The sequence below is a fragment of the Clostridium sardiniense genome (assembly GCF_050584765.1).
Lineage (GTDB): Bacteria > Bacillota > Clostridia > Clostridiales > Clostridiaceae > Clostridium > Clostridium sardiniense_A.
Genome location: NZ_JBNOOR010000001.1, coordinates 1,115,914 through 1,130,623 on the forward strand (window position 1 = coordinate 1,115,914; position 14,710 = coordinate 1,130,623).

15 protein-coding genes are annotated in these 14,710 nt (G+C 30.6%); all 15 read left to right on the top strand.

Annotated elements, in window-relative coordinates; genetic code table 11:
• Positions 1-11 precede the first annotated feature (11 nt).
• The 15 genes from ACQPUW_RS05400 (at position 12) to ACQPUW_RS05470 (ending at position 14,699) form a co-directional block, all read left to right on the top strand.
• Positions 12-1,436: a phage portal protein gene (locus ACQPUW_RS05400; RefSeq protein ID WP_430836461.1), complete on the top strand. Its 1,425-nt coding sequence runs from the start codon at positions 12-14 to the stop codon at positions 1,434-1,436.
• Positions 1,429-2,199: a minor capsid protein gene (locus ACQPUW_RS05405; RefSeq protein WP_430836462.1), complete on the top strand. Its 771-nt coding sequence runs from the start codon at positions 1,429-1,431 to the stop codon at positions 2,197-2,199. Before ACQPUW_RS05400 ends, ACQPUW_RS05405 begins: the two co-directional genes overlap by 8 nt.
• 28 nt (positions 2,200-2,227) lie before the next feature.
• Complete coding sequence (locus ACQPUW_RS05410) at positions 2,228-3,133, top strand: hypothetical protein (RefSeq protein WP_430836464.1); 906 nt, start codon at positions 2,228-2,230, stop codon at positions 3,131-3,133.
• 115 nt (positions 3,134-3,248) lie between these two features.
• Positions 3,249-3,869, top strand: a complete 621-nt coding sequence (locus ACQPUW_RS05415; protein ID WP_430836465.1) for a phage scaffolding protein — start codon at positions 3,249-3,251, stop codon at positions 3,867-3,869.
• Between the two features lie 18 nt (positions 3,870-3,887).
• Positions 3,888-4,712, top strand: coding sequence for a N4-gp56 family major capsid protein (locus ACQPUW_RS05420; protein WP_430836467.1), 825 nt, complete (start codon positions 3,888-3,890; stop codon positions 4,710-4,712).
• A 38-nt stretch (positions 4,713-4,750) separates the two neighbouring features.
• Positions 4,751-5,053, top strand: a complete 303-nt coding sequence (locus ACQPUW_RS05425; protein WP_430836469.1) for a phage head-tail connector protein — start codon at positions 4,751-4,753, stop codon at positions 5,051-5,053.
• A gap of 26 nt (positions 5,054-5,079) precedes the next feature.
• Positions 5,080-5,373: a hypothetical protein gene (locus ACQPUW_RS05430; protein ID WP_430836471.1), complete on the top strand. Its 294-nt coding sequence runs from the start codon at positions 5,080-5,082 to the stop codon at positions 5,371-5,373.
• A complete protein-coding gene (locus ACQPUW_RS05435) occupies positions 5,366-5,779 on the top strand; it encodes an HK97 gp10 family phage protein (protein ID WP_430836473.1) in 414 nt (137 codons plus the stop codon). Before ACQPUW_RS05430 ends, ACQPUW_RS05435 begins: the two co-directional genes overlap by 8 nt.
• Before the next feature lie 386 nt (positions 5,780-6,165).
• Positions 6,166-6,690, top strand: coding sequence for a hypothetical protein (locus tag ACQPUW_RS05440; protein WP_430836474.1), 525 nt, complete (start codon positions 6,166-6,168; stop codon positions 6,688-6,690).
• Between the two features lie 13 nt (positions 6,691-6,703).
• On the top strand, positions 6,704-7,045 hold the full coding sequence (locus tag ACQPUW_RS05445) for a hypothetical protein (RefSeq protein ID WP_430836475.1): 342 nt from the start codon (positions 6,704-6,706) through the stop codon (positions 7,043-7,045).
• 71 nt (positions 7,046-7,116) lie between these two features.
• Entirely contained in the window at positions 7,117-7,329 is a 213-nt protein-coding gene (locus tag ACQPUW_RS05450; RefSeq protein WP_430836476.1) for a hypothetical protein, read from the top strand.
• On the top strand, positions 7,329-10,892 hold the full coding sequence (locus ACQPUW_RS05455; protein WP_430836477.1) for a phage tail tape measure protein: 3,564 nt from the start codon (positions 7,329-7,331) through the stop codon (positions 10,890-10,892). Before ACQPUW_RS05450 ends, ACQPUW_RS05455 begins: the two co-directional genes overlap by 1 nt.
• Before the next feature lie 11 nt (positions 10,893-10,903).
• A complete protein-coding gene (locus tag ACQPUW_RS05460; protein ID WP_430836478.1) occupies positions 10,904-11,779 on the top strand; it encodes a phage distal tail protein in 876 nt (291 codons plus the stop codon).
• Between the two features lie 11 nt (positions 11,780-11,790).
• Entirely contained in the window at positions 11,791-12,420 is a 630-nt protein-coding gene (locus ACQPUW_RS05465; RefSeq protein ID WP_430836479.1) for a hypothetical protein, read from the top strand.
• On the top strand, positions 12,399-14,699 hold the full coding sequence (locus ACQPUW_RS05470) for a Gp37-like protein (protein WP_430836480.1): 2,301 nt from the start codon (positions 12,399-12,401) through the stop codon (positions 14,697-14,699). Before ACQPUW_RS05465 ends, ACQPUW_RS05470 begins: the two co-directional genes overlap by 22 nt.
• Positions 14,700-14,710: the final 11 nt, after the last annotated feature.

Below are 14,710 nucleotides of genomic sequence, written 5' to 3' on the forward strand. Positions count from 1 at the left end.
GGAGGAATAATATGTTTGGATTAGGACAACCAGTAATAAGTGATGGACCTATGAACACTAGTCAATGGTTAGCGGAAGAAATACAAGACTTTTTAAATTCAGATAATAGAAAGTTAATGTTAACTGGTGAACAGTATTATGAGGTTAATAATGATATATTACAAAGAAAGATTACTAGACCTACTGAAAATGGTGGGAATGAAGAGCTAAAGTATAAGGCTAATAATAAATTAGCTCATGCATTCTATAAGAATTTAATAGATGAAAAGGTAAATTACTTATTAGGTAAAGATTATACTGTAAAATCTGATAATGAGGAATATATTAAAAAGATAAGCTGGACTTTAGGAGATGATTTCTTAGATGTATTTAATGAATTAGGATATGAAGCTTCTAATAAAGGAATAGGATGGCTACATATATTTATTAATGATGAAGGTAAGTTTGATACTATGGTTATTCCATCGGAACAAATAATACCTATATGGAGTGATAGAAGGCATAAGGTATTAGATAGATTAATAAGACTTTATGATTTAATAGTCTATGAAAGCACTAATAAAAAGACAGTAACTAAGATTGAATTATGGTATCCAGATAAGGTTGAGTACTATATAAAAGATGGAGAGCAGATAATACTTGATAGTGAGAAATATCTTAATGCAGATGGTAATATAGGACATTATCTAAAGGATGGAGCATGGGCAGTATGGAATAAGGTTCCGTTTATACCATTTAAGAATAATAGAATTGAAAAGGGCGATATAAAGTTTATTAAATCTCTTTTAGATAATTACGATTTAAGTAGATCAGATGTAGCAAACTTTATTGAAGAAGTAAAGAATCTTATTTATGTACTTAAAGGTTATGGTGGAGAAGATTTAGGAGAGTTTATGGATAATCTTAATTACTATAGAGCTATAAGTATAGATGATTCAGATGGTGGAGTAGATGCGTTAAGTCCTACTATGGATGTAGAAGCCATAAAGATTCACTATGAGCAGTTAAAGAGGGATATTAATGAGTGTGGCCAAGGAGTAAATAAAGACTTAGATAAGTTTGGTAGTTCTCCAAGTGGCATAGCTCTTAAATTTCTATATAGTGGAATAGATTTAAAATGTAACTCTTTAGAAGTTTTATTTAAGAAAGCTTTCAAGGAGTTATTGTATTTTATAAATATTTATTTAGGTGAAAGTAATCAAGGATTATATAAGGATATTCCATTAGAATTAATATTTAATAAGAATATCAAAATCAATGAAACTGAAACTATTACTAATTGTGTAAACTCAAAAGGTGTAATTAGTAACAAAACTATCATGGCTAATCATCCATGGGTTAAGGATCCAGTAGAAGAGCAAAAGCAACTTGATAAGGAAAAAGAAGAGTTTGGAGCAGAGTTCGATAAAATACCAGTAGGTGGAGAAGATGAATAAGAACTCTGAATACTGGGAGAAAAGAATAGCAGAGCCAACGTGGAGTATATATAATTCACTAGAAGAAAAGAATAGAGATTTATTAGAGATGTATCAAGAAGCAAGTTCAAGTATTTCAGATGAATTATATAAATTAGCTGAAAAGATGAAAACATCAACACCTATGTTAAGTGATATGCATAAGTTTAATAGACTTACTAAGCTACAGAATAATATAAATGTCATTATTAAGGAGCTTGGTAGTAATGTAGAGAACTTAGGTAAGAAGAATATGTATAAAGGCTTTATCGATAATTATAAAGCTACTATGGAAGCTATAGGAGAACTGGATTTTGCTATACCTAATAAAAAGCTTATTGAGCAATTACTTAATAAACCATGGCTAGGTAGCAACTTTTCAGAAAGACTATGGAAGAATACTAAAGTCTTAGCTATGAATCTTAATGATATTCTTACTACTGGATTATTTCAAGGTAAGACAGTGACAGAAATGGCAATCCAATTAAATAATAGAATGAATCAAGGTTTTAATGTAGCTCATAGATTAGTAAGAACTGAAACAATGCATTATTTAAATGAAAGTTCTATACAAGCTTATAAAGATTCCGGGTGTGAAGAAGTTCAAATATGGGCAGCAGTAGATGAAAGGACTTGCCCAACTTGTGGATTAATACATGGTAATATTTATGCAATGAAAGATAAACCTTATTTACCTTTCCATGCCAATTGCAGATGTACTTATTTACCTGTTATAATTAAGTAATGATATATTATAACAAGGGGGATAAATTATGTGTAGAGAAAAAGAAGAAAAGAAAGGTTGGTTTAATTTTAAACTAATAATAATTCTAGTAGCAATTTTCATTGTGATACCAATAATTATTTTCGGATGTCTATTTTGGGGATATGAAAAGGGATATGAAACTTCATGGGCGATAGGGGTTGGATTCTATGGTTCTTTAATTAGCGGAGTTGGTACTATAATAGCATTTCTAGTTACTAGTTATCAAACTAATAAAATTCAGAATGAAAATATGAAATTTAATTTAAAACAATTAAGATTAAATAATATCTACAAAGAGATTTCTGAATATGAGAAGTTAATATATGAAATTAATAGTTTTAACCAATTAGTTACAGAAACACAATATATTGATATATTCAATACAAATATTGTAAGAGAACATTGTAATAAATTATTAGAATTTACTCATAATATAAAATGGAAATCTTTGATCGTTGTAGAAAAGACATTAAAAGATGATATAAATCATTACTTTTCAAGTCATTTGAACTCGAAAGTTTGTGATTTAAAATATAATGATATAATAACGCCTGAATTAACAGAAAATATAAGGAAGCTTTTTAGAAAAATTGTCAATATAAATAATGAAGATTTGCAAAAAACAAAGATGAAAGTATATACATTAGAAGCAGAAATTAAAGAAAATCCGAATGGGACAGAGAAAATAATAAGAAAAGCATATAATATTTTATTAGAAACAAGGAGAAAAATTGAAACACAAAAAGGTATAGAAAATATAATAGTAGAATTAGATGCGATAACTGAAAAAATTTGTAAACCAACAAGGGAATTAGCAATAGAAATGTCAAAAATTCAAGATTTTACAGTTAGATTAACGGAAGCGTTAAAAAAGAAATACGTAGAAATAGATAAAATAGTAGAGAAGTCTTAGAAATAAGGCTTTTTTATTTTGCCTTTTTTCTTACTTTGCAGGCGTAAAAGAATAAAGATAAGAACCACATTACAAGAGCAACACTTGTAAAAAGCGTAAATGGAGGGATATATAAATGAATTTAGAAGAATTATTAAAAGCTCAGGGATTAGATGATAATCAAATTAAATCAGTTATGGGAGCTATGAAAAAAGAAAAGATTTATACTACTACTCTTGAAAATGCAGAGGAAAGATATAACAAATTAAAAGGTCAAAAAGATGATTTAGAAGGGCAATTAAAGACTTCTAATGATACTATCAAAGATCTTAAAAAGAATAATGCTAATAATGAGGAGCTTCAAAAGACTATTAAGCAGCATGAAGATACTATTAAAACTTTAAAAACTGATAGTGATGCAAAGATAAGGAATTTAACTTTAGACAGTGCTATAAATAATGCATTAACTAAAGCTAAAGTAAAACATTTAGATTTACTAGCATATAAGTTTGATAGAGATAAGTTAGTAATAAATGAGGATGGAACAGTAACAGGATTAGATGAACAGCTTAAAGGATTTAAAGAAACATATAAAGATATGTTTGAAGTTACTTTAGGAGGAGGAACACCACCTAATCCAGACACTAAGAAAAATAAAACAACAGTAACAAAACAAGAATTTTTAGCAATGGATTTTTATGAGCAAAGTAAATTTGCTAATGATAATCCAGAACAATATGCAGAAATTATGAAATAGAAAGTGAGGTAATAATATATGCCAAATAGTTTATTAAATGTAAAAGTAATGGGAGAAGTAATTGGTGCTAGTCTTCCAGCTAAATTAAAATTTGCACCACTTGCAAAAGTAGGAACAACATTAACAAAAGTAGCTGGAGATACTCTTGTAGTAGGTAAGTATGGGTATATTGGAGAAGCGGTAATTGTAGGACCAGGAGAAGAAATTCCAATATCAGATTTAAGTATGACTAGCCAAGAGGTAACAGTAGCTAAAGCTGGTAAAGGTATTAAAATACTTGATGAAGATGTTGTTATTAGAGGACAGGAAGTTGTAACAGAAGGTAAATCACAATTAGAAAAGTCTATTTTAGATAAAGTCGATAGTGATTGTTTAACAGCATTACAAACTACAAAAGTTATTGTAGATAAATCAAGCGAAGAAATAAGTTATACTTCAATAGTAGATGCTAAGGGTGCATTTGGGGATGAAGAAGAAGAATCAGCAGTATTATTTATATCACCAAAGCAAAAGGTTAAGTTATTAAAAGAGCCAGAGTTTATAAGAGCAACTCAAATGGGTGATGAAAGAATGATTAAAGGTGTTATTGGTGAGTATGGCGGATGCCAAGTAGTTGTATCTAAAAAAATAAAAATCAAGAATGGAAAGTATGAAAATGTTGTTGTAAAAGTTGGAGCTCTTGGAATAGAATTAGCAAAATCAACAGATATTGAAGAAGATAGACATGCTAAGACTAAGTCATCAGAATATTATGCATCACATCACTATGTAGCGTATTTAAAGGATGAATCTAAATGTGTAAAACTATTAACTGCAACAGAAACAAAGCAACCACAATCTTAATGAGAGGGTAAAACCTCTCTATTTTTATAGGTGATAATATGGATAATAAAAAAATATTAGAAAAAATAAAAAGAAGAAGTGTTGCAGCATCTAATCAAAGTGATGAATTACTTAATGATCTTATAGAAGAAACACAAAATGATTTATCAGAATATACAAACTTAGAAGTTCTTCCATCAAGTCTAGAAGGTTCTTTAATAGATTTAGTAACAATTAAATGTAATAGGTTAGGTAATGAAGGTATATCAAGTGAGAGCTTTAGTGGAGTATCTACAAGTTATATAAATGGATTTCCAAGACATATAGAAAGGAAATTAAGAAAGTGTAGAAAGTTACCATAGGTGATTATATGAGTATTAATAGCAATATGAAAAAGTTAATATTACAAGAAAATAAGGAAGTAATAAAACCTTCTGGAGCTAGAAAAAAAGAATGGATTGACATAAAAGAACCTATTTTAATATCAATTTATGAAACAGATAATAGGGTTAATACAAGCAATGTTATATATAATTCTAGTACTCATATAGGACTAACTTTCAATAAAGAAATATGTTATAAAAATAGATTGAAAGATGGGAAAAAAATATATAGCATAACTGGAGTTAACCCACAAGGACGCTTGAATCAATTGTTTTTGAAGGTGATAGAAAATGTCTAGTGAGTTTGCAAGTAGTTGTGAGAAAGCTAAAAGATTAATGGAGTTACAGATTATTGAAAATGTTACTAAAGCATGTTTATTAGTTGAGAGAGAAGGAAAGAAAAATTGTCCTGTAGATCAAGGCCCATTGAGGGCGGCTATGTGTCATGATGTTAACGTAGGATTTGGAGAAGTAATAGGAAGAATAGGTAACACTATGGAGTATGCTCCTTATGTACATCAAGGTACTGGAATTTATGCTAAAGATGGTAATGGAAGAAAAACACCTTGGAAGTATAAAGCGGAGGGTGGAAAGTATGCAGGATGGCATAAGACAGTAGGACAAAGACCACAGCCATTTTTAGAAAATGCTAAGACAAGCAATATAGCAAAGATACAGTATATTTTAGGGGAGGGATTAAGATAGAAAATACAATTATAGAATATTTAAATAATGATAAAGAGTTAGTTAAATTAGTTGGTAAAGATAGATTTTTCCCCTTATTTACAACAGATATTTCTAAGCCTTCCTTAGTATATTCTTATACTCCAATTACAAATGATTATATAAGTCAATCACAACTTGAAATTAAAATAATTTGGAGTGATTATGATGAGGTAGAAGCTATAGAGAAGTGTTTAGAAAAAATATTTACTAATAAAGAAAGTGATTGTAAGTTTAAAACTTATAAAAATATAATATTTAAAGCCACAAGAAGTGGTGGAGGAACGCTATTCAGAGATGATTTACAAATGTTTGAGGATAGCGTTATTTTTATAATCAAATTTAAAGAATAGAAAGGATGATATAAAATGGCAAATACAGATAAACCAATATTAGTTGGAGCTGGTGAATTATATATGTATGAATTTACAGGAGAAGCTATTCCATCAGATGCAGAAATAGAAACAGATGAACATAATGTGGGACATTGTAATAGTGGATTTAGTATTGATTACAAGCCTAAAAAATATGATGTTAAAAATCAATATGGAAGAATAGTAAAATCATTTATTACAGATGAAGAATTAACAGCTAAGACAGGAATTATTTCATGGGATTTAAATAAGTTAGCATTATTGTCAACTGCAAAGATTACAGAGGATGCAGAAAAGAAAAAGAGGACTTTAACATTTGGTGGTGGTGGATCACTTAAAAATGTACTTGTAAGATTTGTTCATGAGGAAAATGGAAAGCATTTAAGATTTACTATGATTGGACAAGGCGGTAATGGATTTGGACTAGACTTTGCAGATAAAGAAGTTTCAATAAATGCTGAAATTCAAGCTATGGAATATATAAAGAATTTCTTAGCAAGTTTTGAACAAGAACTATAGGAGGAATGTTTAAATGTTAGATTTAGACTTAATAAATAATAGTAAAATAGACATTAAATTAAATGGTGAAACAGTAAAGGTAAATGAAGCAACTTATAATATGGCAAAGAGAGTTAGAGCATTTCAAGAATTTTTAGTTAGTGAAGAAGCAACACAAGAACAATCTGAAAAAATGCAATCAGAGTTAATAGTAGATTTTTTAAATAATAATGAAAATGGTAAGAAGTTTACTCAAAAGGATTTAGATAGCTTTTCTTTTGTTGGAATAAAAGCTATATATAATTTGATAGTTGATTCAATTAATAAAAAAGAAATAAACCCAAACTTAGAATCCCCTTACCAAGCGGAAAAATAGGAGAAGCTATAATAAACAAATATTTTCCTAGTGAGAAATGGGAAGAAAAATATTATTGTGAAACTGCTGATATGAAAGCAATAAGTGAGTATACAGGTTTGAATTTTAATGAGATTCATAACCTGCCATATTCACTTTTTTTATTGTACAGAAAAGATGCTTGGTTAAGTGGTTTAAAAGGAACTGAAAGGGGACAGGAGTTCCTAGAAACCTTATGGGGATTAACTCAAACTAAGGCTGATTATGAAGCCATAAATAATTTTAAAAGAAAGGAGGGAAAATAATGAGTGGTATTGCTTTAGCACCTTTAGTTGTTGATATAAAAGCTAACTTATTACCATTTTCAAATGGAATAGATACAGCATCAAGAAAAGGCGTTGATTTTGAAAGAAAGATGGAACAAGTAAATAGAGAATTAAAACTTACAGAATCAGGTTTTAAAGTTGCTGGATCAAGTGCAGAGTTAATGGGTAATAAAATGGTTAAGTTATCTACCAAGCAAAGTGAATTAACAGAAAAAATGAGATTGCAATCACGTGCGATAGATATAAATAAAGAAGCTTATACAAAGATAGATGCAAGATTACAAAAATATATAGAGAAGAATGATAAATTAAAAAATTCTATAGAAAAAGTAACAAGGAAGCATCAAGAAGCTGAAAGAACTTATGGTAAAGAGGCAGAAGAGACAAAGAAATTAGCTGATAAGTTAACTAATTTGAATGAAAAACTTGCAAATAATAAAAAGAAGATAGAAGCTACAAATGAAAAGTTAGATAAACAAAAAACTAAATTAAATGAATGGCAAGCAGAGTTATTACAAAGTCAACAAGCTTTAAATAAAACTAACAAAGAGCTTAAAGAGTTTAAATTAACTCAAATGAGTGAAAACTTAGGAAAAGTATCTAATGGATTAAAGACAGTAGGCTCTAATTTAACTACGCATGTATCATTACCACTTGCAGGGATTGCAACAATAGCAGCACATACTGGCATGGAATTTGAAGCAAAAATGTCTAGGGTTAAGGCTATTAGTGGAGCAACAGGAGAGCAATTTAAAATATTGACAGACCAAGCTTTAAAACTTGGACAAGAAACTGCTTTTAGTGCTTCTGAATGTGCAGAGGGTATGGAGAATTTAGCTAGTGCAGGTTTTGATGTAAATGAAACTACAGAAGCTATGCCAGGACTTTTAGATTTAGCGGCATCTAGTGGAGAGGACTTAGCAACAAGTTCTGAAATAGCAGCAAGTACACTTAGAGGATTTGGTTTAGAAGCATCTAGGACTGGACATGTAGCAGACGTCCTTGCTAAAAATGCAGCGGCGACTAATGCAGCGGTAAAAGATACTGGGGATGCTATGAAGTATATTGCTCCAAATGCACGTGCAGCAGGACTTAGTTTAGAAGAAACAACAGCAGCAATTGGAGAATTAGCTAATGCTGGTATTAAAGGTAGTCAAGCTGGAACAACTCTTAGATCGGCTTTAGTAAGATTAGCAAAACCATCTGACCCAGCAGCTACTGCTATGGAGAAAATAGGATTCACTGCTTTTAATTCAAGTGGAAAGATGAAATCCCTTGCAACGATAATGGGAGAGCTAAATGAAAAAACAAAAAAGCTTACAGATGAACAAAAGCAAAATACTATTGCAACTATTTTTGGTACAGAAGCTTTATCTGGAATGACTGTTTTAATGCAAGGTGGTAAGCAAGGGCTAACAGATCTTACTAATCAATTTAAAAATTGTGATGGTGCGGCTAGTGAAATGGCAAAAACTATGCAAGATAATACAAAAGCTAGTATAGAGCAGGCAGGTGGTGCACTAGAAACAGCATCTATAAAAATGTTGAATATAGTAGCACCAGCAATAAAGTCAATAGCTGATGATATTGGAGATTTAGCTGATAAGTTTAGTGCATTAACGCCAGAAACTCAACAGGTAATATTAAAATTAGGAGCAGTAGCTATAGCGGCAGGACCATTATTAAGTATTACAGGAAAATTAATAGGAGGATTTGTTAAATTAGTTGATTTTACAAAGAAGTTTAAAACTGCATTATCTGCTACAGAGGCGGTTGCAAAGACAACTACAGTAGCAACCGAAGGGTTAGCAACAGCAACAACAGCGAGCAGTGCAGCAAGTGGAGCAGCAGCTTTAAGTTTAGGTTCTATAGCAAGTGTAGCTTTACCTTTAGTTGGAGTTATAGGAGCTGTAGCTGGGGGAGTTTATTTATATACAAAAAATACAGAAGTAATGTCAAGTAGTGCTTTAAAGTCTAAAGAAGACTTAGGGCTTGTTGGTAATGCTTTATTAGCTTTACATGGACAGTATGCTTTAACTGCTGATGAAATGGATAAAATGAATATAAAACATAAAGAATGGAGTGATAAAATATCTCCAGAAACGCAGAAGGCGTTAACTGAAATTTCTGATAAGATTGCTAACTACAATTTTGAAGTTGAACATGCGAGTAGTCTAGGAAAATTGGCAGATAAAGAAGAAGGGGCAAAATTAAAGAAAAATCTTGATGATATAATTAATGAAGCTATTAAAAAGATTAAGGAACGTTCTCCAGAGGTTCAAAAGAGTATGGCAGAAGCATTTAAAGCTGATGATGGAAAATTAGATGATAATGAAAATAAATTAATGGAGTTCTTCAATAAATCACAAGACGAGCAGATAAAAAAAGTTGAAGAATTGCACAAACAAATATATGAGATAGATAAAAAGGCTGGGGAGCAACAAGGAAAACTTAGTGAAGAACAAATAAAAAAGAGAGAAGAATTAGTTGAAAAGATTGGGGAAATTGAAAGAGATAATACAGTAAAAAATAATGAAGAACTTGAAGCTTCAAAAGCAAGTTTTATAGCAAGAATGAATAATTTGGATATGAATGGTATTTCTAATTTATTACAAGAAAAGGCTAAAGCTAGAGATAAAGAAATTCAAATTCAATCAGAAAAATATGATACTTTAATTCAGGAAATGAATATGAAAATGCCAGAAATGAATGAAGAACAAAAGAAGTACGCACAAAAAGAAATTGATAAGTGGACTGAAACAAAGAATAAGGCTGTAGGTACAGAAAAAGAAAAATATAAAGGGTTCTTAGAAGCTGCAAAGAAAAAATATCCAGAGCTAGTTAATTATATTAATGAAGCTAACGGAAAAATATTAGATGAGGGAGAAAAAACTAAAAAGAAAGAATTAGAACAATATTCTCAAGGGTTAGATGGATTAAATAAGGTAACCAAGAGTGGATATTATCAAATATATAATAAAGTAAGAGGAAGTATGGATGATATCTATGTTGAGGTAGATGATTCGACCGGGGAAGTAGTTGAATTGTGGGATCAGAAAACTGATGAAATATTAGGTAAACCAATAAAAGCTAGAGATGATATAAAAAATGATATAAGAAATGGTAATATAAACTTTACACCTATAGTAAGCGAATATAACAAAAATAAAGCTGCAGTAGAAAATAATCCTGTTAAACCTAAATCAGAAGAAAACTTAGGTATATTTGATTGGGTAAAAAGCTGTTGGGATGATAGTTTAGGATATGTTTTGAAACATCCAATAAAATCCTTCACAAATATGTTTTCTGGATCAGTTCAAACAGCTCCTAATTTTCATTATAATGGATTAGATAATGTTCCTTTTGACGGATATTTAGCAAGGCTTCATAAAGGAGAGAGAGTATTAACAGCAGATGAAAACAATAGTTATAACAAAGGTGATGGTGATATAAGAGTAACAAATAATTTTTATGGTAGAGTTGATAGTCCTTATGAAGTATCTAAAGCAACTAAAAGAAGTATGAGGGAATTACAATATTAAGGAGGAGCAGTATGGATAGTATTATTAGAATTATTAATTTGAAAAATAATAAAGAGATTAGTATTCAAAGCAGATTAAAAGATAGTGGAATAGTATGCACTAATTTTAATGAAGGTGCTCCTCAAGGTGATTTTCAAAAAATAAAGGGAGTTAATCAATTAGGACAAACTATAAATTCTACATCTTTAAGTGAGAGAGAAATAATTCTAGAAGGAATAATAATAGGAGAGAATAGGACACAAGTTGAGGTAATGAGAAATCAGCTTGTGTCTATTTTAAATCCATTAGATGATATATTACTTAAATATACAGATGATAATATAAATAAAGAAATTATGCTAAGACCAGAAGTTGTACCAGTATTTTCAGTTGGAGTATCAACAGAACAATTAGAAAGTTTTATGATAAATTTTAATGCTTCATATCCTTTATGGGTAGACCAAAAGGAAATATTAGTTGATATTCAAACTTGGGAAAGTAATTTTGAATTTGAATTTGAGTTATCTAGTGAAGGTATTGAATTTGCAAGAAAAGGTCCTAATGAAATTAGTTTTATAAATACAGGACATATGGAAGCACCCGTTGAAATGTATTTTACTGCTCCTGCATTGAATCCTAAGATTACTTTAAATAATAAAGAATATATAAAGGTAAATGAAAAAATTAATGATGGGGAAGTATTGTATATATGTACCTCATACGGAAATACAAGAGTTGAGATTATAAAATCAAATGGGGATAGAAAAAATGCTAGTGGGTATATTGATATATTCAGTAGCTTTTTTAAATTACCAATAGGAGAAAATACTATAAGTTATAGTACAGATGGAGATTATATTCCACAGTCAGTTTTAATTAAATATAAAAATCAGTATTTAAGTTTATAGGAGGTGATATTATGGCTGAATTTGGAGGATTCTTTAACAGTATAAATGGAGATAGAAAATATAAATCAGAAGATTTTGCAAAATATTTTACAACATTTATGAGTACGGGAGTTAATCCGGCTATTGATAATTTAAGAGTTTATAAGAAAAATAATAATACTGTAGAAGTAAAGCGGGGTACCGCTAATATAAATGGATATTTGTATAGTAATGATAATTTATTAGATAAAAATATAGAAATTGGAACTACTAGAATTGATAGAGTAGTTTTAAAACTAGATATTATAAATAGAGTATTAAATATACAAATAAAAAAGGGATCAACTACATCGCCACCTAATTTACAAAGGGACAATAAAGTATATGAATTAAGTTTAGCTAAAATAAATGTAGGAGCATCAGATATTAATATAGTTGATGAAAGAGGCAATAAAGATGTATGTGGGTATATGGCTTTTACAGGTAGGGCAGATATACAAGAAATGTGGGATATATTTAGTTCACAGTGGCAATCAAAACAAAAACTATGGGATGATTGGTTTAAGAATATGCAGGGCAAAAGTATTAGGGGATTTTATATACAAAGTCAAAAGCCTAATGAGTCAAAGGTGGGAGATGTATGGATACAACTATTAGAGTAATAGATAATAAATTTAATTTTTTAGGAATTATAGAGGACTATAGTTCCTTTTATTTTATAAGAAATTATTATCAAGCTAAAGAATTTCAATTAGTATGTTCTTTAAAGTATAAAGATATATTAAGAGATGGAAATATACTTTTTATTACACCTAATAAACCGCTAATTGTTGAAACACCAATTATTAATGAAAGTAAAAAACAAATAACAGTCAAAGGCAGGGACTTAAAATCTATATTAGAAAGAAGAATAACAGTACCACCAATTGGACAAATTCATGATAGTTTTAAAGGAAATGCAGAAGATGTAATAAAACATTATGTAGAGACTAATGCAGTAAATCCAATTGATAAGAAAAGGAAGATTAATGAGTTGGTGATAGCACCTTCTAAACATAGAGGTAAGGTTGTTAGTTGGCAAAGTAGATACAAGTATCTAAATTATGAAATTAACAACATAGGAAGTTCAACCGGATTAGGGTGGCGGGTTACATTAGATTTAAAAAATAAAAAATTTATATTTGATGTAATAGAAGGAATAGATTTAACAACAAGTAAAAGTAAAGTTATTTTTAGTGATGACTTTAATAATATTACTGATGTTGTCAAAACAAATGATTCAAAAAATTATAAAACAATGGGGTATGTTGCAGGCCAAGGTGAGGGTGCAAATAGAGAAGTAGAAGAAGTGTATAGGAATAATGAGATAGGCTTAAATAGAAGAGAACTTTTTATTGATGCTAGAGATATAGAAGAAGGAGAGAAAGAAAAGTTAGCTGATAGGGCTAAGGCTAAATTAAATTCTTTTGATTATATAAACTCTACTGAAAGTACAGTTGTAAATACAAACTTTATTTATGAAAAAGATTGGGACTTAGGAGATATAGTAATAAGAAAGATGGATGATGATTCTGAAAACTTAAGGGTTACAGAAATTACAGAAGTATATGAAAAATATTTTAAAATAGATGTAGTTCTAGGAGATATTATTCCTAATCCACTTGAAGATATAAATCAAGAAATAAATTCAGCTCCAACGTATAGTGGAAATAATGGAATTAAATTATGGAGACCTAATGTAGATACTAATGGTAATTTAGCTTGGGATTTAAATTCTTCTAATGAAACTCCTTCTATTGTGAATATTAGAGGCCCCCAAGGTCCAGAAGGTAAACAAGGAGAGTGTGGACCAATGGGAGTACAAGGATTACAAGGTATCCAAGGAAAACAAGGAGAAAGAGGGCTACAAGGAATACAAGGACCTAAAGGAAATGATGGATTAACTCCAATAATAGGAGCTAATGGAAATTGGTTTGTTGGGAATGTAGATATTTTAAAACCTTCAAGAGGTATTCAAGGGCCAGTGGGACCTCAAGGATTGAAAGGCGATAAGGGGGATAAGGGAGAAACTGGACCTCAAGGAGCTATAGGACCTCAAGGCTCAAGAGGTGAACGTGGTCCACAAGGAGTACAAGGTCCAGCTGGTAATGGACAAAGTTATATTGTTTTCCATCAGTTCTTCATAGCTGCAGAAGGACAAACAAAATTTAGATGGAACGATGGTTATACTTATCCAACTGGAATAAATGCAATAGCAATTTATCTTAATGGTATAAGATTAACTAATAATATATTTAAAGAAACAAGTGGAAACTCTATTGAATTTAAAATACCTTTAAGCAAAGATGATAAAGTTTTTATAGAAGCTATGCAAGCAGTTAAAGACTTGCAAGGACCACGAGGCCCACAAGGGGTACAAGGTAATAGTGGTCCTAAAGGTGATAAAGGTGATAGAGGTGATAGAGGGTTACAAGGTATTCAAGGAGAAAGGGGCCCACAAGGAGAAATTGGACCAAGAGGAAATGATGGAGCTACACCTGAAATAGGAGGAAATGGAAACTGGTTCATAGCAGGAAAAGATACATTAAAACCTTCAAGAGGTATTCAAGGACCTCAGGGTATTAAAGGGGATACTGGAGTACAAGGAGCAATTGGACCAAGAGGACCACAAGGCATTCAAGGCCCCAAAGGAGAAACTGGAGCCAGAGGTCCCCAAGGACCTAAAGGTGACAAGGGAGATAGAGGAGTTCAAGGCCTTAAGGGCGATAAAGGTGATATTGGACCAGTAGGGGCACAAGGATCTCAAGGGACAAAAGGTGATACTGGAATCACAGGACCACAAGGTCCTAAAGGAGATAAAGGAGATGGAACTGAAATAATAGTATCTAATAATAGACCAGCTGGGAATATTAGAGGTCGTGTTTGGATACAAACATATTAGAATTAGAAAGG